Origin of the sequence: Trinickia caryophylli (assembly GCF_034424545.1) — a bacterium.
Classification (GTDB): Bacteria; Pseudomonadota; Gammaproteobacteria; order Burkholderiales; family Burkholderiaceae; genus Trinickia; species Trinickia caryophylli.
In genome coordinates, this window is record NZ_CP139971.1 from 46,756 (window position 1) to 68,210 (window position 21,455).

The following is a 21,455-nucleotide window of genomic DNA, read 5'->3' on the forward strand; positions in this document are numbered from 1 at the left end:
CACCCGGCTTGCGACGGACGCGATCCGATCGTTCAAGGCCGGTCTCCGTAGCTGCGCGGCGTGTAGATCCACTCGCCGTGCGGTCCTCCCGGAACGCCGCGCGTCGTCGACGATCCGACGATCACGGTCGTACGCATATCGACCTGATCCGAGCGCAGTTCGCCGAGCGTGGTCGTGGTAATCGCCGCGCCGGGGCGGCCGACGTCGCGGCCGAGCACCACGCGCGTATGCGGCTCGCGGTGCGCACGCACGATTGCGAGCGCGCGATCGAGCTGCCACGGGCGCGCGCGTGAAATCGGGTTGTAAAACGCCATGACGAGATCCGCCTGTGCGGCATGGCGCAACCGATCTTCGATCACGGCCCACGGCTTCAAATTGTCCGACAACGACAACACGCAGAAGTCATGGCCGAGCGGCGCACCGGCTTCGGCGGCGGTCGCCATCGCGGCGGAGATCCCGGGCAGGATGCGCAATTCCACCGCGTGCCAATGCGGGTTGTCCGAGGCGTCGAGCGCTTCGAGCACGGCGGCTGCCATGGCAAAGATGCCCGGGTCGCCCGACGAGACGACCGCCACTGTCCGCCCTTCGCTCGCGAGCGCAAACGCATGCCGCGCGCGCTGCAGCTCTTCGCGGTTGTCGCTCGCGTGTACGCGCTGATCGTCGCGAAACGGGCCGGCCATTCTGACGTAGGTTTCATAGCCGAGTACGTCGTTGGCTTCGGTTAGTGCGGCTCGTGCCGCAGGCGCCATCAGTTCCGTGCTGCCAGGGCCCAGCCCGACGACATAGAGCCGGCCGCGTGCCTGCCCGAGCGTTGCAACATCGATGGGTTTCCCAGCGACACCAAGCGCGATATCGTCGCAAGGCGCCAGTGCTTCGTGAGGCTGATGCAAAGCGGCCGCAAGCAGCCATGAAGCGGGCCATCCGTTTGCCCCGCTTTCGTTTTCGGCGTGGCCGGCATGCGCCGCGCTGTTCGAGTTCACCGAATTTGACGGAAGGTCCGCGCCGGATCCCGGCGCACTGTCGCCACCGCTGGACTCGCCCGTGACCGCCGCGAATCGCAGCGGCACGCCCAGTGCTCTCGCTGCTTCTGCCAACGCCGGGTCGGACATCGCCCACATCGGCGCAAGCACGGCCGCGAGCGAGAGCGGGGCCAGACCGGATTCACGCAACGCCTGACGGATGCGTGCCGCGATCGATAGCTCATCGGATGCCGCCCGCTGGGGGCAGACCGCCGCAACGACACTGCGCGGATGAATCACGAGTTCGTCGGCGCGCTCCGCCGAGGTTTGCGGCGTGATGCGAATCGTGTGCGCCGCAGACGGATCGCGTGGCAGCGTCGCATCGTCGAGCCACGGCGCTTCGCCTTCGATGCGCGTGGCGTGGCCCGCCAGCAGATCGGACACGAAGCGCTTGCCCTGCTCGAGGCTGGCCAGCGCGTAGCCCTGCGGTGGGCTGAGCAGGCAGGTGCCGAAGCGCAACTCGCCGCTCGTCGTGATGGCGGGTGCCACGTCGAGCGCGCGTGCGATCTCGCGCGCCATCGCATTGACGCCGGCCAGCCCGCCGAGCAACGGCACGACGGCGCTGCCATCTTCCGCTACGGCGAGCACGGGCGGTTCCATGCCCTTGTTGGCGAGCATCGGCGCAACACACCGAATCACGATACCGGCCGCGCAAAGCGCGACGATCGGCGTGCCGCTCGCGTAGAGCGCGCGCAGATGCGCGCCGAGTTCGGCGAACGCGACGTCGGCCTCGACACGCGATTGCAGGCCGTGCACTTGTGCGCCCGCACAGGCCGCCTGAAGCCGGCGCGCGGTCGCCAGCGCGCTCGGCGCGAGCACGACGATGGCGGGTGCGCGCGTCATGCCTGCCATTTTTCCCCCGGCACGACGAGCAGCGAGAAGTAGGGCGATGCCATCGGGTCGACTTCAGCGAGCGGCACGATGCGTTGGTTGGCCATCGTCGCGCGCTCGACGTAGAGCGCGCGATGCGAGAGGCCAAGCTCGACGAGCACGCGCCGCACCTTGTCGAAATTGCGGCCGAGTTTCATGACGACGGCGGCATCGGCCTCGGCGAGACGCCGCCGCAATTCGTCTTCCGGCAATACGCCCGAAAGCACCGACAAGCTCTGGTTGCGATAGACGAGCGGCGCGCCGAGCACGGCCGTGCCGCCGAGCATCGAGCAGACGCCGGGCACGACTTCCACGTCGAAGCGTTCGGCGAGTCGATCGTGCAAATACATATAGGACCCGTAGAAGAACGGGTCGCCCTCGCAGATCACGGCCACGTCGCGCCCGCTCTCGAGATGCCCGGCCACGGCGGCGGACGCCGTGTCGTAGAAGTCGGCGATGATCGCTTCGTAGCAAAGCGGCGGTTCGAGCGCTTCGGTCGTCACCGGATAGACGAGCGGCACGCGCGTCTGTTCATCGCCGAGATAGCCTTCGACGATGCTGAACGCGTTGCCCTTTTTCCCCTTCGCCACGAAATAAGCGACGACAGGTGCCGCCCGCAGCAACCGCAGCGCCTTGAGCGTCAGCAGTTCCGGATCGCCGGGGCCCACGCCGATTCCATAAAGGCGGCCGCGCGTCGTCATTCCGCCTCCGATGCGAGCGCGTTGACGGCGGCGGCGGCCATCGCACTGCCGCCGCGCCGGCCCTGCACGGCGACGAACGGCACGCCCCGGCTGTCTGTCGCGAGCATCGCTTTCGATTCGGCCGCGCCGACGAAGCCGACCGCGAAGCCCAGTATCAGCGCGGGCCGCGGTGCCCCGGCATCGAGCATTTCGAGCAGGCGAAAGAGTGCGGTGGGCGCGTTGCCGATCGCCACCACGCTGCCGGCGAGATGTGGGTGCCACAGTTCGAGCGCCGCGGCCGAGCGGGTATTGCCGAGCGAGCGCGCAAGATCGGGCACCGAGGGGTCGCCGAGCGTGCAGACGACGGGATTGTCGGCCGGCAGCCGCGCGCGGGTGATGCCGTCGGCAACCATGCGCGCGTCGCAGAGAATCGGTGCGCCGTGCGCCAGCGCCTCGCGCCCGGCCACACCCGCGCCTTCCGAAAAACGCAGATCGGCGACGATATCGGTCATGCCGCAGGCATGGATCACGCGGACGGCGAGTTTCTCGAGGTCGGCGGGAATGAGAGAAAGATCGGCTTCGGCGCGAATCGTTGCGAACGATTCGCGATAGATCGCCTGGCCGTCGCGGAGATAGTCAAGCATGGTTCGGATGAGGTTGGTCCGCCGCGCGCAGGCGATCGGCGGCTTCGTCTATGGTCAGATGCGAGGCGATGCGCGTGCCGAAGCGGTGCGCGCAATCGGCGCCGCCGCGATGCGGGGCGGCGGGCGATGCGTCTTCGCGCCGGTGAAGGTCGTAGCGCCCGGGCGCGACTGCGAGCAGCGTGTAGGGCGCGCAATGTGCCGCGGCGCAGGAGCGAATACAGCCGGTCAGATGGACGTGCACGCTTGCGGGCAGCGATCGCGCGAGCGAAAGCGCATCCGCTTTCGTATCGGCAAGGCTCTTGGCGCAACCGCTCGAGCCGGCACAGGCGATCAGGCGCGCAAGCGGATGCCCTGCGTCGCGTATGAAGCCGAGCGTATCGAGGCCCGTTTCGAGGGGAGGTACCGCCTGCTCCGCAATGTCGGGCAAGAGAACCCCTTGCCATGGGGTGATGCGCAGCGTGCCGTTACCATGCACGCTCGCGAGCTGCGCGAGCGCATGCAGCGTCGAGGAGTCGATCCGGCCTAACGGCGGCTGGCCGCCGACGTACCAGCGGCCGGCCTGCTTTTGCCGATGAGTGCCGAAACGCAGCGACGCATCGGCGCGATCGCGTCGCCATGCGGAGATATCGACACCGCGGCGCAGCGGCCCGTCGAAGCGCAGCGCGAGACGATGCAGCACGGCGTCGAGGCCATGCCGGTTCAGGACGTGGCGCATGCGCGTTTCGTCGGGGCCGGCCAGGTCCAGGAACGTGTGCAGCAACGCCCGAACAAATGCCGCGGCGTTCGCATGCGATACGGCACCGAGTGCGTAGTCCGCGGGCGTCGACGGCTGGCCGGCCAGACCGAATGCGTACAGCGGTTCGCCGGCGTCTGGCGGCATCGCGCAAAGCCAGACGTCGTGCGGATGGTCGACGGCCGCAAGGCGCTCGCCGCCGTCGAGCAGCACGGCAAACTTCGGCGAAAGCGAGGCAAAGCGCGGCTCGCTTTGGAGCAGAGCGAGAAGTTCGGCGGCGAGCGGCCTCGTGTCGACGATCGACGCTTCGTCGCGCCCGGCAGTGGGGCTCGTCATCACGTTGCGTACGTCGTCGGCGGCGGCGAGGCGCGCACCGAGTCCTTCCTGGCCTTCGCCGCCTTCCGGGCCACGCTCGTCGGGCCCGGCGTGTGCGCCGGCAGTGCTCGTGCCGTCGGGCCGCAGCGGCCCGAGCCCGGCATCGAGCAAGCGCGCGACGAGTGCACGCTCCTGGCCGGGCCGCACGCCGCGCAACTGGAGATTGGCGCGATTCGTCAGTTCGATGACGCCCGACGCGTGCGCGCGCGCCGCATCGGCAACCGCCACGGCCTGCGCCGCGCTCAGTTCGCCGCCCGGCAGCTTGATGCGGCACAGTCCGCCATCGCGCGCCGCAACGATGCGTGCGAGCGCGGGGCAGGCCGAAGGCCGGACAATGAAAGACGGATCCTGGTTCAAGAGATCATGCGCGCGGCGCACCGTTGCGTCGCGCAGTGGCTCGGCCCGTCTCCCGGAGAGAAGGACGCGGCACCGGTTCACCCCGCCCGGTATCGGCTTGCGCGAAAGTTTTGGCCGGCAGGTCTCCTGGCTTGCAGGTCGTCGACCGGCGCCGGCCTTCCCGGTCCGCCTCGAAGACGGCCAGTGGCGCATGAGGCGCGGACTCGCTGCATACAGTTGCGGGGGCAGCCACAGCTCGGCTGTGTTCCCTTTTCAGCCCCGAGGGGCACCGGCGAAGCGGTATTATGCCCCTTTTCGCGAACACGGCGAACACGGCGAACACGGCGAAACGGCGCGCGTGCCGCGCACGCGTGTTTCGTGCGTGGATACGTAAAGTAAACAGACCCGATGCAAGGATGAATGCAATGCCGGCCTGGCTTACGGTGGTAGGGATCGGCGAAGACGGATTTGGCGGGCTTGGCCGCGCGGCGCGCCGGGCGTTGCTCGATGCGTCGGTGATCGTGGGCGGCGAGCGCCATCTGGCGATGCTGCCGGCGCGGCTTCGCGCGCGGCGCGAGCGCTGGCCGCGGCCGTTCGACATTGCCCCGGTGCTCGCGCTGCGCGGCGCGCCGGTATGCGTGCTCGCAAGCGGCGATCCGATGCTTCACGGCGTGGGCGCCACGCTCGCACGCGCACTGCCGCGCGAGGAATTCGCGGTGCTGCCGTCGGCCTCTTCGCCGTCGCTCGCGGCAGCCCGGCTCGGCTGGCCCTTGCAGGACGTGGCCGTCGTTTCGCTCGTCGGGCGGCCATTGGCCACGCTCAATGCGCATGTGCGCGATGGCGCGCGGCTTCTCGTGCTGAGCCGCGATGGCCATTCGCCGGCGGAAGTGGCGGATTTGCTGAACGCGCGCGGCTTCGGCGCCACAGCCATGCACGTGTTCGAGCATCTGGGCGGCCCGGCCGAGCGGTGGACCGAAACGACGGCGCAGGCGCGCGAACGCGCCGAGGTGGCGAGACTCAATCTCGTCGCGCTCGAGTGCCGCGTCGGCGGCGCGGCGTCGGCCGTTTCGCTGCCGCTTACGAGCGGCTTGCCCGATCAGGCATTTTTCAATGACGGCCAACTGACGAAGCGGGACGTGCGTGCGATCGCGCTCGCGCGTCTGGCACCGCTGCCGGGTGCGCTGTTGTGGGACGTCGGCGCCGGCTGCGGGTCGATCGGCATCGAATGGATGCGTGCGCATCCGAGCTGCCGCGCGATCGCGGTCGAGGCCGATCCCGCGCGGCAGGGCTTTATCGAGCGCAATCGCGATGCACTCGGGGTACCGGCGCTGGAGCTCGTCGCGGGCCACGCGCCCGAGGCGCTCGCTGCACTGCCCGAACCCGATGCCGTGTTCGTTGGCGGCGGCGTGACGACGCCGGGCGTGCTCGACGCCTGCTGGGAGAGGCTGCGCGCGGGTGGGCGGCTGGTCGCCAACGCCGTGACGCTCGAAGGGGAAGCCGCGCTCGTGGCGTGGCGCGCGCAACATGGCGGCACGCTGACCCGCATCGCGCTGGCGCACGCCCAGCCGCTCGGCGGATTCGAAACCTGGCGCCAGGCGTTGCCGGTCACGCTTTACGAGGTGACGAAGCCGTGCGAGCCGGCTCCTGTCCCGGCCCGTGCCAGCCACATGACGAACGACGATGCGCGACGAGACGCCTGAGGAATCGCGCCCGCTGCGCAGCGGCTATACGACGGGCAGTTGTGCCACGGCCACTTCGCTCGCGGCTGCGCGACTTCTTCTGACGGGGGTGGCGAGCGACGTCGCCGAGATCGTGCTGCCGAAAGGGCAGCACGTGCCGATGGCGCTCGTGTTTTGCCGTTATGCGCAAGGCGATGTGCGCGCAGCCGAAGCGGGCACGGTCAAGGATGCCGGCGACGATCCCGATGTCACGCATGGCGCCGTCGTGTTCGCGCGCGTCGAGCTGAGCGCCGAGCCGGGCGTGCGCTTTCATGCCGGGGCGGGCGTGGGCACGGTGACGCGCGCCGGCCTCGTCGTGCCCGTGGGCGAGCCGGCGATCAACCCCGTGCCGCGGCGCATGATGACCGAGCATCTTGCCGAGCTTGCCGCCGAGCACGGTTATAGCGGCGGCTTCGAGGTGACGATCGGCGTGGAGGGGGGCGAGGCGCTCGCGCTGAAAACGATGAACCCGCGGCTCGGCATCGTCGGCGGACTCTCGATTCTCGGAACGACCGGTATCGTGCGGCCCTTCTCCTGCTCGGCTTATATCGCGTCGATCCATCAGGGCATCGATGTGGCGCGTGCGAACGGCTATGCGCATCTCGCCGCCTGCACCGGCAACGCGAGCGAGGATGCGATGCGCGCGCGCTACGCGCTGCCCGATATCGCACTGATCGAGATGGGCGACTTCGCCGGTGCCGTCCTCAAGTACATGCGCCGCGCGCCGGTGGCGCGCCTCAGCATTTGCGGCGGCTTCGGCAAGCTCAGCAAGCTGGCGGGCGGCCACCTCGATCTCCACAGCCGGCACTCGAGTATCGATTTGATCCAGCTCGCCGATTGGGTGGCCGGCGCCGGCGGCGATGAAGCGCTGCAGGCACGCATACGAGCCGCGAACACGAGCCAGCAGGCGCTCGCGATCGCGCGCGATACGGGCGTGCCCCTCGGCGACATCGTTTGCCGGCACGCACTCGACGTGGCGCGCGCGATCGTTCCGGCCGAAGTGGCACTGGAGACGTTCGCGATCGACCGGCAGGGCAACATCGTCGGAGAGGCGCAATGAATGCGTATGCCAGTAGGCGTGTCTTGCTGCTCGGGGGCACCGGCGACGCGCTGAAGATCGCGCGCACGCTGGGCCCGGGAGATGTCTACAGCCTCGCGGGGCTCGGGAAGGTACCCGACGATCTCGTCTGTGCCGTTCGCGTGGGGGGCTTCGGCGGCGCCGAGGGCCTTGCGCGCTATATCGTCGAAGCGGGCATCGGGCTGGTCGTCGACGCGACTCATCCGTACGCGGCGCGGATCAGTGCGAACGCCGAGAGCGCCTGCCGTGCGGTGCGCGTACCGTACTGGGCACTGTTGCGCGCCGCATGGGAACCGCGGCCCGGCGACGATTGGCGCTTCGTCGAAAACTGGCAGACGCTGGTGGAAGCGCTTGCGTGCCACGCCAGACCGCTTTTTACGCTGGGCCGCGAGCCCCTTGCGCATCTGGGCGAGATTCCCGTGCATCAGTATTGGGTCGTGCGGTGCCTCGATGCGCACGCCGGCAACGAGCGTGCGCATATCGTCGACGCGCGCGGCCCGTTCTCGATCGAGGACGAACGGGCGCTCTTCGATGCCTGGCGCATCGACGCGGTGGTCAGCAAGAACAGCGGCGGCAAGGCCACCGAAGCCAAACTGGAGGTTGCCCGTGAGCGAGGTTTGCCGGTGATCATGCTGCGGCGACCGGCGCTGCCGGCGGCCGATCGGGCATTCTACGATCCGGTAGCCGTCGTCGAAGCGATCCGTTCGTCCGACTGACTGGGTTTGCCGCCGTGGGCGGCGCGCGGACATGAAGCGGTCGGAACGGTTGAAGCGGTTGGAGCGGTTGAAGCGGTTAAAGCGGTCGTTCGTCAAAGGCAGGCGGAGTTATTCATGACGGTGTTTTTTATCGGCGCGGGGCCAGGTGACCCCGATCTCATCACGGTGAAGGGGCAGCGTCTCGTTCGGACCTGTCCGGTCATTCTCTATGCCGGCTCGCTCGTGCCGCCGGCCGTGCTCGAGGGGCACCGGGCCGAATCGGTCGTGAATACGGCCGATCTCGATCTCGATCGGATCGTTGCGTTGATTGCCGAGGCGCATGCAAAGGGACGGGACGTGGCGCGCGTGCATTCGGGCGACCCGTCGCTGTATGGCGCGATCGGCGAGCAGATCCGCCGGATCCGCGCGCTGGGCATTCCGTACGAGATCGTCCCGGGCGTGACGGCAACGGCCGCATGTGCCGCCACACTCGGATGCGAGCTGACGCTGCCCGGCATCTCGCAGACGCTGATTCTCACGCGCTACGCGACGAAAACGGCCATGCCCGAAGGCGAACAGCTTGTGGACCTTGCGCGGCACCGCGCAACGATGGCCATTCATCTCGGCGTGCGGCACCTCGCACGCATTGTGGACGAACTGACGCCGCATTACGGTGCCGATTGCCCGATCGCGGTCGTCTATCGCGCGAGCTGGCCCGACGAGGAGCGCGTGACGGGCACGCTCGCCGATATCGTCGACAAAGTGCGGCAGACCGACATCGAGCGCACAGCGCTGATCGTCGTGGGCCGTGTGCTGGCGGCCGAGGGCTTTGCGGATTCGTCGCTTTACGCGCCCGGTTAGGGCACGCTCTCGTGGTCGAATACTGGCCGATGTCCCTGGTCGTTGGAGACCACACGGGCATGTAAACGCGCCGCGGCTGGCGGGCGCACTTCACCGCCTCATTCGACTCGGTAGCGCGAGACGGCCTCGGGATTCCAGTCGATGCCGTTGCCGGCCGTCTCGTTGGGAATCGCATTGCCGTCGACGATGCGCATCGGTTCGCGCAGCACCGGATTCGCGTAGTCGTAGTACTGGAGCCAGTGTGCGGTGGGCGTGACGGCCATCAAGTGTGCGCTGATTTCCTGGTAATTGTGTGTGCTGACCGACAGCGACGCCGCGTCGGCCAGCGCCGCACCTTGCAGCCAGCGCGCCACACCACCGATCTTCACCAGGTCGAACATCAGCAGGTCGGACGCGCCGGCGGCGATGCACTTGGCCAGCTCGTGGATCCCGAAGCAGTTCTCGCCCATCTGGATCGGCGTGGCGGTGGCGGCGGCGATGCGGGCGTGGCCTGCATAGTCATCCTGCCGGGTCGGCTCCTCGATCCAGCCCAGGCCCAGTTCGTCGAGCGCGCGGCAGCGACGTATCGCTTCGTCCACCGTCAGGCCTTGGTTATAGTCGATGCAAAGCATCGAGCGGTCGCCCAGCACCGATTTCACGGCCCGCACCACCTCCAGGTCCTGCTCGAGCGTGATGTGGCCGATCTTGATCTTCATCGCGCGAAAGCCATTTTCGACGGACTGTTCAGCCAGCTTGCAGCTTACCTCGGAGCCGAACATGCCGATGCTCGAATAGGCCGGAATCGGCTGCGGCGTGCCGCCTAGCGCGCGTACCAGTGGGACGTCGAGCGCGCGTGCGTGCGCGTCCCACAGCGCCATCTCGATGCCGGCGATCGCCATGCTGATGAGCCCGGTGTTGCCAACCAGATGGAAAAGCGATTCGAGTGCGTCACGCGTGTCGAGCGGTGCGAGCGGCTTGCCTTCGAGGTGTTCGCCGAGCGACGTGATGAGCGAGGTCAGCGGCTTGAGCACGAGTGGGGTGAAGACGAACAGGTAGGCATGCCCGGTCACGCCCTGATCGGTATGCAAGTCGATCAGCACGAACGGCGCATCGGCGATCGTGCCGCTGGCGGTGCGGATCGGGTTCGACATCGGCAGGCGTACTGGGGTGGCTTTCAGCTCGCGAAACTTGAGGCTTGGCGTCATCGATCATCTCCTTGGAGGGCGGTAAGGCGTACCGCGACGGCGCGCAATGGCGCAGCTACCACTGCGCGCAGACCACTACGAGCCCGGAGGTCACGAGCGCGATGCCCCAGCCCTCGATCGCCCCGAGTTTCTCGCGGAGGACGCGGCGAGAAACCAGATAGCTGAACAACACCTCGACCAGCCCCAAGGTGCGCACGTCGGTGGCACCGTGCAGCGCCAGCGAGGTTAGCTCGCCGATGGTGGCGAGTGCGCCAACCGTGCCGACCATCAGCGAGAAGCGCCAGACGCGCAGGATCACGAGCAGCCCCGGGCGATTGGTGGCCAGCAAGTAGCCGCCGAGCAGCACCGACTGGATCGCCTGCGCCCACAGCACGCCCCACGCGCCGTTCAGCCAGGGCGTGACGTGCGGCTGCTGGAGCGCGGCGGCGCGATAACCGACCGCCATCAGCGCGAACAGCGCACCCGCACCGAGCCCGTAGAGCGCGGAGCGGCCGAGCCAACTGCCGGCCATGGCGATGCCCTGCCCGCGCCTCGGAAAGGTCAGGAGGATCACGCCGAGCATCGCGATCAGCATGCCGAGGATCGACAGCTCGCCGGGTACCTCGCGCAGGAACAGCAGCGAGAACAGCGCGACCTGTACGGGCTCGGTTTTGGAATAGGTGACCGCCACTACGAAGTTGCAATGCCGGATCGCAACTAGCAGGAGCGCGGTGGCGCTCAGCTGCGCGACCGCGCCAAGCGTGAGCCAGCCCGCCCACGCCGGCGTTACTGTGGGCATGCTGCCGCCAAGGCGTGCAAGCAGCAGCAGCCAGATGGACGCGGCTGGCAGCCCGTACAGGAAGCGCACCAAGGTGGCGGGCAGCGTACCGGCCTGCGCCGTCAGACTGCGCTGCGCTGCATTGCGCACGGTGCGCCCGAAGGCGGCGCACAGCACGATGGGCACCCAGGCCCATTCCCACGTGATCGAAGTGAGCGTTGCCATATCCAGGCCGTCAGGGGGAGGGCTGCTGTATCGGCACGGCAGGGCAGCCACTCGCCCGGTCGGCGCCGCCGGAAAATGCGTCAGTTCACTTTCTTCCAGACGGAGATTGGCACATCGCCGTTCGGACGGGCCACGACGCGATAACTCAATTCGTCACCGCGTATTCCGTAAGTCCGCTGTTGTTGCGCGCCTTCCCAATTCGGAAACGACGCATGTTGAATATGGAAAACCAGAATATGCTTGGCGGGATCGACTTCGAGCGTGCCGAAATGCGTGCTCGAACCCATCACCGCGCCCTTGTATTCGGCCGCAGTGCCGGTTGCTTTGTCTCCAGAGCTGAAGCGCTCGCGTTCCTCTCTGAAAATCTGCAGCGAATAACGGCCCTCGCCGTCGATTATCAGCAGGCCTGAGGGCGCCGCGCCATAGTCGCGGCCGCGCGTGCCGTCGGGGTGTTCCACATCGGCCGCGACCAGCGTCCAGGTACCTGCCAGCGCCGACGTCGCGCTGTCAGCTAGAGCGTGCAGCGGCAACGCGAGAGACGCGCACGCGAGTATCGCCGCCACGCCGCGCTTGAATGACCATTCTGTTTTTTTAACCATACTCCGGCTCCATAATGATTTGAGTTCGACATTATTTCATTTCCATTACCGATCGATCAGCCAATCCTTTCTACTTGACAGGCTGCCGAAATACACCCCGACAGAAGCGGCCTTTCTGCACCTGCGTGATTGCCGCCGTAAGGTTTATTGCATTGCGCGATCTTAGCGAACATTCGTCGCTTTGGGGATGGTTTGAATTTCCGGTCTCATTGCTATCCTGCAACTGCTGCTGCGGCTGAAGCGGGGGGCGGGATGGGCGAGCGCAGGCATCGCAGTCCATGTGCTAGGCGGCGCGGACCGTGACTGTGGCGGCGGCGGCCACTGCCGCAGCCACAGTCGGCATCACGCGCTCGTCGAAAATGTCCGGGATGATGCGCCCGGCATCGAGCGCGGCGCCATCGACAAGCTTCGCCAGCGCGTGCGCGGCGGCCAGCTTCATCGCATCCGAGAATTTCGCGGCGCCAAGGTCGAGGATCCCGCGAAACAGACCCGGGTAGGCCAGCCCGCCGTCGATCTGGTTGGGCAGATCGCTGCGCCCGGTCGCCACGATCGCATCGACCCCCCGCAGATCCGCCGGCATGATTTCCGGTTGCGGATTGGCGAGCGCGAAGATGATGGGGTGCTGCGCCATGAGCCGCATGTCGTCGGCCGTGACCACGCCCGGCCCGGAGACGCCGAGAAACACGTCGGCACCCGCCAGTACCTCGCGCAGCGTGCCGGTTTCCCGATCGGGGTTCGCGTGCTCGGCGAACCAGAGCTTGGCGTCGTTGAGGTCGGTGCGGCCGCGATAGATCGCCCCCGCGCGGTCGCAGCCGATCAGCCGGCGCACGCCGAGGTTCAGGAACATCTTCGCGCAGCCCGTGCCGGCTGCGCCCGCACCCACCATCACCACCTTGATGTCTTCGATGCGCTTGCCCACGAGCTTGAGCGCGTTGACGAGCGCCGCCCCCGCCGAGATCGCTGTGGCGTGCTGGTCGTCGTGCAGCACGGGGATCTCGAGCCGCTCGTGCAGGAGCGCCTCGATGTGGAAGCAGCGCGGCGCGGAGATATCTTCCAGCATAACCGCGCCGAACGCCGGGGTGATGCACGCGACCGTTTCGACGATTTTGTCGGGGTCGGCGGTGGCCAGGCAGATCGGCACCGCGTTGAGGCCGGCGAAGCGGCGGAATACCAGCGCCTTGCCTTCCATTACAGGCAGCGCCGCGTGCGGTCCGACGTTGCCGATACCCGACACGGCGGTGCCGTCGGTGACGATGGCGACCGTATTCTGGCGGATGGTGTAGCGCCGGATCAGCGACGGATCGCGATGGATCGCGGCGGCGACGTGGGCGAAGCCCGGGGTATAGACGCGCGCGAGATCCTCGCGCGTGTCGATGCGAACCTTGCCGACGACTTCGAGCTTTCCGCCGAGGTGGGCGTCGAAAGCCGGATGGGACAGATCTGTCATGAGCGTTTCCGACAAAGCGGGGATCAGAACCGCCGGCGAGGCCTCCAGCAGACGGTGGCCGCCCGGGCTGTCCGTACCGTCACTGGTACGTGATGTGAAAGCGCGCGTCCGATTCCTTCTCGATCGTCTCGACCGATTGGGCGAGCGAGGCACGGTCGACTTCCCAGAGCGCGTCCATCACGCAGATCGCACGGTCCGAGTTCTCGAGCTTTGCACCGGCCTTCACGTGCAGTTCGAGCACGTCGGGCGTGCGTCCGCCCGCGTCGTACGCGATCGATGCCACCGTACGGCCCTTCTCGCCGTACTTGCTGACGAACACCGTGGCCCGATCGCTGCTTGCGGCGACGGCGCGCCCGCCTTGCGAGACGCGATCCACGAAGCCGTGGAACGCGGGCAACTCTGCCTCGTCGCGCAACAGCAGCGAGCGCAGCCAGAGTTCGAGCATCGATACGCCAATGATTCGCTCGGTGCTGGCATTGATGAGGCTGCCGCCCATGCGCGGGTTGATCTCGACGATTTCCCAGCGGCGCCGCGCCTCCCAGTACTTCATTTCGACGTGGTATGCCCCGTTAATCAGCCCTATCCGGCTCAGGCACTCGGACACGAACGCGGCACCTTCCTGCAGTATGGCCTCGGGCAGGCACAGGGGGGGCGAGATCGACATGCTCTCCAGGGTGGTGCGCTGCAGGCGCTCGACGCGCGCCTTTTCGTGGACGCAGACCACGCGCGGGCGGCCCGCCGCCGCAATCTCGAAACTGAATTCCGGTCCCTCGACGAATTCCTCGGCGAAAAAGCTGAATTTGCCCATGAAGATCGAGGACAGCTTGCCGTCGTTGTGCATCTGCGCCTGAATCGCGGGTAGGTCGCGCAGATCGTCAGGGTGGGTCAGGATGAAGCAACCAAACGAGGCGGCACCCCGCACCGGCTTGACGAACCAGCGGCGCGACGGATCCAGGTCGGGGCCGCCTGCCCCGGTCTCGATCGGCTCGCAGGCCACCTCGCTCAGGCCAGCGTCGCGCAGAAACGTGCGGCAGCGGAACTTGTCGAGTGCGAGTGCGAGTGCCGCGCCGGGCGCATCGCGCGCGCCGAGCGTGGCGTTCAATTCGGCCATCAGCAACCGGTAACCCTCGAAGGTAGCGATGGCGGCGCGCAACCGGTAGCCCGCCTGTTCGAAGTGGCGCGCCGCGACCGTGACGTCCTCCGTACGCAGCTCGGTTGTGTCCGCCAGTTGCCAGGCGTCAAGAAACGCCTGGTTGCGCTCGAACACGGCTGCGTCGGCTGGCCGGGAGCTGACGGCAACGAACGCGAGATCGCGCGCCGCGAGCAGTGCGGCCAGCTCCTGTACGAACGAATTGCCCTGGTGCATCAGCAAGATCACCGCGTCTTTCATTGCGTCACCTCCTCGGCGTGCGGCACTGTTTCCAGCGTCTTTTGGTAGGCCAGCAGCGCGTCCACCAGCTTGCCTGCGCCTTCCCGGCACGGATCGACTACCGGCAGGCCGGTTTGCTGCGCGAGCGCGTCTGCCTCGGAGCGATACTCGGCGTCGCTCAGGCCCGCGCTGTTGACGCTGATCGCCACCACCTTCGCCGGCCGCTCGAATACCGTGAGCGCCTCGTTGAGCCGGATCAGCTCGGGAATCGGCCGGATCCTGGTTTCCCACACCTTGGTGCGTTCGAGCCCGAGCCGGTGGCAGAAGATCAGCGCGTGCGGCAGTCCGCCGTGCAGCAGCGCCAGCGCGATGCCGCTCGCGCCGATGTGATTGAGCGAGCCCTGGCCTTCGAGCACCACCCAGTCGTTGCCCTCGGCGGCGTCCAACACGACCTTCTCGGCGGCGCCCGCCACGAAGTCGCTCGGGATGCAGTCCACCACGATGCCGGTGCCGGAGATCAGCATGCCGGTCTGGCCGGTTGCGGCGAAGCCCGTGCGGATGCCGCGACGATTGGCTTCCAGACTCACTTCGAGCGCCGTGGTCTTTTTGCCGATGTTCGAATCGCTGCCGCAGGTGTGGGCCACGAAGCAGGGCAGCGCGAGCACGCGCGCCTTGTTCAGTTCGAGCGGCACCGGCTCCTTGGTTTCCCAGATCGTGATGCCGGCGGCGTCGGCCGCCGCGGCGATGTCCGGATCGGAGCGCAGCCGGAAATGGATGCAGTTGATGATATGCAGGCCGCCACGGATCGCTGTGATGATTGGCGCCTTCCAGTTCGGCGGGAGCTGCGCCGAATGCAGTCCTTTGCCGATCAGCAGCACTTCCGGTTTGGCCTCGAGCGCCTGCTCGACGTTCGCGACTACCGGGATGTTGCCGCCGTAGCCGATCACCTCGCTCACGCGCTTGCCGGCCTGGGTGCTATCGATCACGGCAAGCGCGGATTCCGGCCGGTAGCGGAGGTAGGAGGCGGCTACCTTGCTGGTGAAGAGGCCGAAGCAGCCCTCGGCGAAGACGACACATCGTTTGGCAAGTAGTTCGGCATGGGTAAGCGTCCGCATGGGAGTCTCCTGTTGTAAATCGACAGAGGCAGTTGAAACGGGAGTGGTGACCAGTTCGTAGCGGGCGACGACCTCGCGGATCGACGCGAGTACCTCGCGCTCACTGGCGCCCTCGATCAGAAAGCGGCCGCCCTGCAGGTGCGTGTAGCCGCCACCAGTGTCCGTCAGCAGGTCGCCTGGCGCCGGAATCAGTTCACGATAGAGGCCGGGGATGCGGCCGAGCAGCGAGCCTGCCGAGACGACTCGGCGCGGCAGCGGGGTCGGCCGCGGGATCGTCACCCAGCCGGCACTTCGCGGTGGGGATATCACCGGCAGCGCGACGGGCAGATCGAGCGCGGCGTCTACCCACAGGCGGAACAGGTTGATGCCGAACGCGCGATGAACCGTATAGGGCACGTCGGCGCCGGGCACGCGGGCGCCGACTTCCAGGAAGATCAGCTCGCCGTCGCGATTGAACAATTCGAGGTGAAACGCCGAGCCGCGCAACGCCAGCGCGCGCAGGCAGGCGAGCGCGAACGTGCGGCATGCGCGCGCTAGCGGCGTGTCGGTCTCGATCACCGAGCCGAGCGGCACGCCGGCCTCGAAGTTCAGGCACGACGAGATATAGCGGCTTACGCAGAGGAATAAGCAGTTGCCCGCCTGATCGAGCACGCCGTCCACGTGCAGAATCTCGCCGTCGATGTATTCCTCGATTTCGTACTGGCCCAGATCAAGCGCGACGAGCGCGGCGCGCAGCGCGTCGGCCGAGGCCACCTTCTGTACCCCTTTGCTCGATGCGCCGCGAATCGGCTTGACGATCAGCGGAAAGCCGAGTTCGCGCGCGCGCGTCTCGGTCTGCTCGCGCGTGGTGCAGGCGAACCAGCGCGGTACGCGCAGGTTCGCCGCCTGAAGGACACGCTTCATCTGTGTTTTGTCGCGGAACCGGTCGACCTCCGCACGGGTCTGGCCGGGGATGTCGAAGCGCTCTCGCATGGCCGCTGCCGGGTCGAGCAGGTACTCCGAGAACGCCAGCAGATGCGATACCGGCCCGTGTTCGACGATGGCCCGCTTCACCTGCGCGGCGAGCGCCTCCGTATCGAGGAAATCGTCGACCCGATAAATGTGGCGCGGATCCTGTTCGAACGGCAGCCCGCGGCTGCCTTCCTCGTCGCAGAGGTAGCTCAGCACGTAGCGAGACGGAATGATTTCGTCGTATCGGCAGAGCTCATGATCCCACTGACGCCCGTTTCCATATTTCGGCCAGCGATTCATCACGAGGATGTGCGGTTTCATGGTGACCCCGTTACTGATGGGTGGCGGGCTGGTGGGGCGGGGTGGAGTAGCCGCTCGACGTGGCGTGCAGCGGCTTGTCGAGCACGTGCTCGCCCTGCTGGAGCGCGTAGAGCGAGTTGAACGCCTTCTCCGTGATCGGCATCGGATAGGTGCCGGCCTCGCTTGTGACGAAGCGGCGCTGCTGCCCGCGCAGCAGGTAGGTACCCGGCTCGTTGTGCGCGGCGTGCGGGCCATAGTAGATCGGTAGCGCGTCGGCGGCGCGGTAGGCCGGGATGAAGCAGCGACGGTAGCGGTCCGAATGGTTCGGATCGGAGCGGTGCAGCACGCGGCAGTGCAGGAATACGGCGCTGCCGGCACTGCCCGCCGCGGTCTTTTCCTCGCAGCCGGACGGCAATTTGTCGACACCGACCTTGCCGCGGAAAAAGCCGTTTTCAGAATGGTCGTAGATCTGCGCCTTGTGCGAACCCGCCAGCACCCGCAGGCAGCCGTTGGATTCGGATGCGTCGTCGAGGTAGATGAGGCAGGCCACGAGCTTCGAATTGGTGTGCGGGTAGTACGAGAAATCCTGATGCCATTCCACCGGCGAGCCGACGCGCGGCCCTTTCATGTTGAGCTTGCTGTGGTGGAATACGATGTCCGGGCCGATCAGCGACTCGAGATGATCGAGCAAGCGAGTGTTTTCCTGCACGGCGCGAAACGCCGCGTGGCGCTTCGACGGTTGCCATATGCGCCGGATCACGGTGGGATCGCTCGGCTCGAGTTCCGCGACCTCGCGCAAGTCGGGGGCCGACGCGATAATTTCGTCTATGGCCGCGTGCATGGACGCGACCGCTTCGGTGTCGAGCATGTTCGGAACGACGAGAAATCCGTCTGCTTCGAACTGAGCGACCTGGGCGGGAGACAGGGGAAAAGACATGGCATTCTCGCAAAGTGGTTGAACACGGCGTGGCCGGCTCGTGTGATCCGGTGCTCCATGGGAAACCATCGTATCGGCCGCTATAGCGGGCGCCCAGATAGACGAAGGTATGGCATGACGCGTCATAGCCGGAGCTATCATCTGCTCGTCCGGTCGGGCACTGCCCATGCCGCGGGCGCGCAAGGCAGGTACTACGTTTTTGCGGCGCAGCGAGACTAATTCTCTTCGTGCAAGGCCAGCCAGGGCTCCGCATCGCTCGCGCTGTTGATGAGCCGCATGCCTCGCACCGCAGCCTTGGTTCGATTGGTTACGCCAAGCTTCTTGAACAGGATGCCGATATGCATCTTGACCGTGACGATCTCGATGCCGAGCAGATCGGCAATCGCCTTGTTCTGATAACCGCGGATGATGCAGACCAGAATCTGCTGCTGTCGGGATGACAGCTTGGGGGTGCCGTAGCACAGGTCCACCGTCGCGCCCTGTCGATGCTCGCCGCGCTGGCTCGGGGCCGGCCCGAACCCGTTGATCTCTGCCAGCGGCGGCGAGCGCCGCGATCGGGAAGTGTCGTCTTCCTGCTCGACATTTCCGCGTTTTATTTCGAATTCGAATCGCTTTTCCACTGCTCTCTCCAAGCGGATCAAACGGAAACACGCCCAGCGGCGGAGCGACTATATGGGTGCCCGATTTATTCGTCAGCGGCTTCGACGACGTAACGTGCCGATGCCGTGCTTTGAACGCCAAGCGCTTCGAACTGATCGAGAAAATCGGGAAACGAGCACGACACGTCGCTGTATCCGTCAAGATTGCAAGCCTTGTCGAAACGCAAAGCTGCCACGAACAGCGACATGAAGTTGCGATGGTCGCCCTGGCTGCTCAACGACACGCCGCCGGCATAGCGCGGCCTGCCGCGCGTCACGAAGCCGTCGACGTGGCCGTCCCGGTGGTACAGGATCTCGATGTCCGCCCCAAGCTTCAGCACTTCGGCCACCATCGACTCGATTCGCGACGACTTGTGAAAGCGCGTGACCGCTCCGCCGCGCACCGTGAATTTTCCCTCCACGAACAGACTGAGCGCGACCAGCGTCGGAATGATGTTCGGACCGTGGCTGACGTCGAATTCGAAATGCCCCCTCAGGTTGACCGCGCTACTGTCGACATGCAGCACGCGGCCGGCTTCGTAGCGCATCTTGGCGCCGAGCGCCTCGACGATCTCGACGAACAACTGCTCGCCCTGGAGCGTGACCTTGTCGATGCCGCTAATCCGGTAATTGCCCGGGAACAGCACGCAGGCCATTAACAGATACGACAGCGACGTAAAGTCGGCGTTGATCGCGGTTTCGAATGGCTGGTAGGTGCCAGGATGCGCGCGATACGCGGAATAGTCGTCGCTGGCCTCCACGCTGAGTCCGGCGGTGCGCAGTATGTCCAGCGTTTGCGCGATGTACGAATTCGACAGTACCGGCGAAGTCATTTCTATATCAACGCTGCGCTCGCCGAGCGGCGCCGCCATCAGGATCGCGGTGACGAACTGAGAGCTGATGTCACCGGCCAACTGACAATGCGTGCCCTTGAGTGCCTTGCCCCAGTTGATCACGGGCGCTTTGTCCTCGTCGCCGAGAAACGTGAAGCTGGCGCCGAGTGAATGCAGCGCGTCGAACAGCGGTTTCATCACGCGGCGGCGCAGCGTGGCATCGCCGGTCAGAATGGTAGGGAAACCGCGCACGCAGTTCAGCGCCATCATGGTGCGGAACACCAGGCCGGAGCCCTTGGCGTCGATCACGTGGATGTCCGTGCTGAAACCGCCTCCCGCACCGGTGATCACCAGCGAATCGTCGGTCTCCTTGATAATCGCGCCGAGCTTGCGGCACGCGATTTTCATGGTCTCCGTTTCGAGGCAGCGAAGATCGTTATGGATGGTCGACGTACCCGCCGCCAGCGTGGCGGCCAGAATCGCTCGTTGTGTTTCCGGCTTCGAGGCGGGGGCGCGCATATCCCGCCCCAGCTGTTTGATCGGTTCGACGCGCAGATACATATCCTCTCCCATCTGATTAAAAACAGGAAATGCCGGAATGGCGAATCCATTCCGGACGCCAGCTCAGGCTGCGGACCGGCTTACGCCGCTGTCTTCTCCGCTGCCTTCAGCACTGTGTCTTCGTAAATTTCGCGGAAGAACATCGAGAGGATTTCCTGTACGTCGTCGATGTATTTGAATACCGCCTGGTAGTCGTCCTCGCTGAGGATGAGCTGGTTCAGAATCTTCCACATTTCCATCGAGTGATCGTCGCGGGTATCGACCACCAGATGCGCCTCCTGCCCTTTGATTAGATCGTGGCCGAGGGTCGACTTCAGATTCTTGACGATGTCCGGCTGTAGCTTGGCCTGCGTGTACTCGACCAGGTAATTCGACACCACCGGTGCCATCGGGTGCTCGTGCTCGAGTGTGTAATAGAAATAACCTTCGAACAGCTTGGTCGAGAGGTACGGCTCGGTGTTCAGGATCTCCTCCATCGAGACACCGGCAGCCTGACAGTCATGAATGTAAAGCTTGTCGTGCAGCATCTCGTCGGCCTGATAATGCGCATATTCCTGTGCCGCGGCCGGCGAAATCTGGGCAATCTTATAGATCGCCTTCGATTGGCTCACTCGAGAAAGGCGAATCCGCCACACGTGCTCGATCAGCGTGCGCCGATAGTAATCCATGTTGATGGTTTTGTCCTTCATATGGGATGCGTATGGCACCGACTGGCGCCAGACTTCCATCTTCTTGTCGAGATAGCGGTCGATTTTCAATTTTCGCTCCAATCCCTCCGTGTCGGACAAAAACGGGGACGGATGGCGAATGCCGGTGTGTCGTACACGATTCATGGATACCTCCAAGGGAGCAATCGAAGAAGAAAAAGCCGACGACATGGACCGCCGGTGCGCGAGGGCACGGGCTGTTACAACATCAACGATACAGACTACTCATCATGAAAATCTGCTCTTTAGACGCAAAAAACAAGATGACGGTGGAATCTTTATAATTCATGGGATTGTAAGGCTGTTGCAATGTCGGTTTAATTATTGAAAAAACCAATCGCAATTGCGTTTTTGATTATTGATGTCGCCTGTCAATTATCTTAACTTCTTAATGGGTATGGTATGCGATTTATGGGATCTAAAAAGATATCCAAAGGTATGTACCCGGCTTTTCGAAAGTATTGTCATGCGCGTTGCGCAATACTCGGATGAAATCGAAATGCGCATCGGGCGGCCGGCGCCGCTGGGCTGCGCGCCGGCGGTGGAAGCGACGGGCAGGCGTTTTTCGCTGGAGACGATTTCGGCGGTCAGTGCTCGGGACGAGTTTCGCTTCATGGTGCATGAGGGAGCCTTTACCGCTTTGGTCTTGCGGGAGTTTCTCGCTCGCCTGATGCTCGGCACACGCGAGCGGGTATTCCTCGTAGTGGACAGCGGTCCGATTCATAACGCCATGCTGGTCCAACATTTCATGCGGGCGCAGAAAGGGCGACCGAAGCTGTTCCAGCTTCCGTCTTACTGAGTCATAAACGAGGAGTTTGATCTG

19 protein-coding genes and 1 riboswitch are annotated in these 21,455 nt (G+C 65.6%); of the genes, 5 read left to right on the forward strand and 14 right to left on the reverse strand.

Translation table 11 applies throughout. From position 1 onward, the window contains the following. Window positions 1-32: 32 nt before the first annotated feature. Genes cobJ through cobG form a run of 4 tightly spaced genes read right to left on the reverse strand, consistent with a single transcriptional unit; the run spans window position 33 to window position 4,678 of the window. Entirely contained in the window at window positions 33-1,862 is a 1,830-nt protein-coding gene (gene cobJ, locus U0034_RS19560; protein ID WP_085229900.1) for a precorrin-3B C(17)-methyltransferase, read from the reverse strand. Beyond that, window positions 1,859-2,590 carry a precorrin-2 C(20)-methyltransferase gene (locus U0034_RS19565; protein WP_085229797.1) on the reverse strand — a complete coding sequence of 244 codons (732 nt, stop codon included), beginning with the start codon at window positions 2,588-2,590 and terminating at the stop codon, window positions 1,859-1,861. Before U0034_RS19565 ends, cobJ begins: the two co-directional genes overlap by 4 nt. Further along, entirely contained in the window at window positions 2,587-3,213 is a 627-nt protein-coding gene (locus tag U0034_RS19570; protein ID WP_085229798.1) for a precorrin-8X methylmutase, read from the reverse strand. The genes U0034_RS19565 and U0034_RS19570 overlap by 4 nt, the downstream gene beginning before the upstream one ends. Next, complete coding sequence (cobG, locus tag U0034_RS19575; RefSeq protein WP_085229901.1) at window positions 3,206-4,678, reverse strand: precorrin-3B synthase; 1,473 nt, start codon at window positions 4,676-4,678, stop codon at window positions 3,206-3,208. The genes U0034_RS19570 and cobG overlap by 8 nt, the downstream gene beginning before the upstream one ends. A gap of 99 nt (window positions 4,679-4,777) precedes the next feature. After that, a riboswitch (cobalamin riboswitch) is annotated at window positions 4,778-4,966 on the reverse strand. A gap of 116 nt (window positions 4,967-5,082) precedes the next feature. Between cobG and cbiE the strand changes: the two genes are divergently transcribed. The 4 genes from cbiE (at window position 5,083) to cobM (ending at window position 9,009) form a co-directional block, all read left to right on the forward strand. Beyond that, complete coding sequence (gene cbiE / locus U0034_RS19580) at window positions 5,083-6,357, forward strand: precorrin-6y C5,15-methyltransferase (decarboxylating) subunit CbiE (RefSeq protein WP_085229902.1); 1,275 nt, start codon at window positions 5,083-5,085, stop codon at window positions 6,355-6,357. Beyond that, the gene (locus U0034_RS19585; RefSeq protein WP_085229799.1) at window positions 6,338-7,435 is read left to right on the forward strand and encodes a cobalt-precorrin-5B (C(1))-methyltransferase; all 1,098 of its coding nucleotides are present in this window, start codon (window positions 6,338-6,340) and stop codon (window positions 7,433-7,435) included. Before cbiE ends, U0034_RS19585 begins: the two co-directional genes overlap by 20 nt. Continuing rightward, entirely contained in the window at window positions 7,432-8,169 is a 738-nt protein-coding gene (locus U0034_RS19590) for a cobalt-precorrin-6A reductase (RefSeq protein ID WP_085229800.1), read from the forward strand. Before U0034_RS19585 ends, U0034_RS19590 begins: the two co-directional genes overlap by 4 nt. A 114-nt stretch (window positions 8,170-8,283) precedes the next feature. Beyond that, a complete protein-coding gene (gene cobM / locus U0034_RS19595; protein ID WP_085229801.1) occupies window positions 8,284-9,009 on the forward strand; it encodes a precorrin-4 C(11)-methyltransferase in 726 nt (241 codons plus the stop codon). Window positions 9,010-9,107: 98 nt separating this feature from the next. On the opposite strand, the gene U0034_RS19600 is transcribed toward cobM, so the two are convergent. The 10 genes from U0034_RS19600 to U0034_RS19645 all read right to left on the reverse strand — a co-directional run bounded on the left by U0034_RS19600 (window position 9,108) and on the right by U0034_RS19645 (window position 20,758). Next, complete coding sequence (locus tag U0034_RS19600; RefSeq protein ID WP_085229802.1) at window positions 9,108-10,193, reverse strand: enolase C-terminal domain-like protein; 1,086 nt, start codon at window positions 10,191-10,193, stop codon at window positions 9,108-9,110. A 55-nt stretch (window positions 10,194-10,248) separates the two neighbouring features. Further along, window positions 10,249-11,175, reverse strand: coding sequence for a DMT family transporter (locus U0034_RS19605; protein ID WP_085229803.1), 927 nt, complete (start codon window positions 11,173-11,175; stop codon window positions 10,249-10,251). An 80-nt stretch (window positions 11,176-11,255) separates the two neighbouring features. Continuing rightward, window positions 11,256-11,774, reverse strand: coding sequence for a lipocalin-like domain-containing protein (locus U0034_RS19610; RefSeq protein WP_085229804.1), 519 nt, complete (start codon window positions 11,772-11,774; stop codon window positions 11,256-11,258). 283 nt (window positions 11,775-12,057) lie between these two features. Beyond that, the gene (locus U0034_RS19615) at window positions 12,058-13,236 is read right to left on the reverse strand and encodes an NAD(P)-dependent malic enzyme (RefSeq protein ID WP_233212057.1); all 1,179 of its coding nucleotides are present in this window, start codon (window positions 13,234-13,236) and stop codon (window positions 12,058-12,060) included. 64 nt (window positions 13,237-13,300) lie between these two features. After that, window positions 13,301-14,611 (reverse strand): ATP-grasp domain-containing protein, encoded by a 1,311-nt coding sequence (locus tag U0034_RS19620; protein ID WP_085229806.1) that lies wholly within the window; start codon window positions 14,609-14,611, stop codon window positions 13,301-13,303. Beyond that, window positions 14,608-16,956 (reverse strand): DUF1611 domain-containing protein, encoded by a 2,349-nt coding sequence (locus U0034_RS19625; protein WP_233212058.1) that lies wholly within the window; start codon window positions 16,954-16,956, stop codon window positions 14,608-14,610. The genes U0034_RS19620 and U0034_RS19625 overlap by 4 nt, the downstream gene beginning before the upstream one ends. Window positions 16,957-16,987: 31 nt before the next feature. Next, window positions 16,988-17,893, reverse strand: a complete 906-nt coding sequence (locus U0034_RS19630) for a phytanoyl-CoA dioxygenase family protein (RefSeq protein ID WP_085229807.1) — start codon at window positions 17,891-17,893, stop codon at window positions 16,988-16,990. A gap of 215 nt (window positions 17,894-18,108) precedes the next feature. Further along, entirely contained in the window at window positions 18,109-18,513 is a 405-nt protein-coding gene (locus U0034_RS19635; protein WP_085229808.1) for a helix-turn-helix domain-containing protein, read from the reverse strand. Between the two features lie 65 nt (window positions 18,514-18,578). Next, window positions 18,579-19,925: a 3-phosphoshikimate 1-carboxyvinyltransferase gene (locus tag U0034_RS19640; RefSeq protein ID WP_085229809.1), complete on the reverse strand. Its 1,347-nt coding sequence runs from the start codon at window positions 19,923-19,925 to the stop codon at window positions 18,579-18,581. 80 nt (window positions 19,926-20,005) lie between these two features. Next, entirely contained in the window at window positions 20,006-20,758 is a 753-nt protein-coding gene (locus tag U0034_RS19645) for a hypothetical protein (RefSeq protein WP_085229810.1), read from the reverse strand. Between the two features lie 340 nt (window positions 20,759-21,098). Here U0034_RS19645 and U0034_RS19650 point away from each other — a divergent pair, with 340 nt between their 5' ends. Then, complete coding sequence (locus U0034_RS19650) at window positions 21,099-21,431, forward strand: transposase (protein WP_158243572.1); 333 nt, start codon at window positions 21,099-21,101, stop codon at window positions 21,429-21,431. Window positions 21,432-21,455 lie beyond the last annotated feature (24 nt).

Excerpts from the sequence above, each read along its gene's own strand:
- cobJ (WP_085229900.1), bottom strand. The coding sequence starts at position 1,862 with ATGACGCGCGCACCCGCCATCGTCGTGCTCGCGCCGAGCGCGCTGGCG.
- U0034_RS19565 (WP_085229797.1), bottom strand. The coding sequence starts at position 2,590 with ATGACGACGCGCGGCCGCCTTTATGGAATCGGCGTGGGCCCCGGCGAT.
- U0034_RS19570 (WP_085229798.1), bottom strand. The coding sequence starts at position 3,213 with ATGCTTGACTATCTCCGCGACGGCCAGGCGATCTATCGCGAATCGTTC.
- cbiE (WP_085229902.1), top strand. The coding sequence starts at position 5,083 with ATGCCGGCCTGGCTTACGGTGGTAGGGATCGGCGAAGACGGATTTGGC.
- U0034_RS19585 (WP_085229799.1), top strand. The coding sequence starts at position 6,338 with ATGCGCGACGAGACGCCTGAGGAATCGCGCCCGCTGCGCAGCGGCTAT.
- U0034_RS19590 (WP_085229800.1), top strand. The coding sequence starts at position 7,432 with ATGAATGCGTATGCCAGTAGGCGTGTCTTGCTGCTCGGGGGCACCGGC.
- cobM (WP_085229801.1), top strand. The coding sequence starts at position 8,284 with ATGACGGTGTTTTTTATCGGCGCGGGGCCAGGTGACCCCGATCTCATC.
- U0034_RS19600 (WP_085229802.1), bottom strand. The coding sequence starts at position 10,193 with ATGACGCCAAGCCTCAAGTTTCGCGAGCTGAAAGCCACCCCAGTACGC.
- U0034_RS19605 (WP_085229803.1), bottom strand. The coding sequence starts at position 11,175 with ATGGCAACGCTCACTTCGATCACGTGGGAATGGGCCTGGGTGCCCATC.
- U0034_RS19610 (WP_085229804.1), bottom strand. The coding sequence starts at position 11,774 with ATGGTTAAAAAAACAGAATGGTCATTCAAGCGCGGCGTGGCGGCGATA.
- U0034_RS19620 (WP_085229806.1), bottom strand. The coding sequence starts at position 14,611 with ATGAAAGACGCGGTGATCTTGCTGATGCACCAGGGCAATTCGTTCGTA.
- U0034_RS19625 (WP_233212058.1), bottom strand. The coding sequence starts at position 16,956 with ATGAATCGCTGGCCGAAATATGGAAACGGGCGTCAGTGGGATCATGAG.
- U0034_RS19630 (WP_085229807.1), bottom strand. The coding sequence starts at position 17,893 with ATGTCTTTTCCCCTGTCTCCCGCCCAGGTCGCTCAGTTCGAAGCAGAC.
- U0034_RS19640 (WP_085229809.1), bottom strand. The coding sequence starts at position 19,925 with ATGTATCTGCGCGTCGAACCGATCAAACAGCTGGGGCGGGATATGCGC.
- U0034_RS19645 (WP_085229810.1), bottom strand. The coding sequence starts at position 20,758 with ATGAATCGTGTACGACACACCGGCATTCGCCATCCGTCCCCGTTTTTG.
- U0034_RS19650 (WP_158243572.1), top strand. The coding sequence starts at position 21,099 with ATGCGCGTTGCGCAATACTCGGATGAAATCGAAATGCGCATCGGGCGG.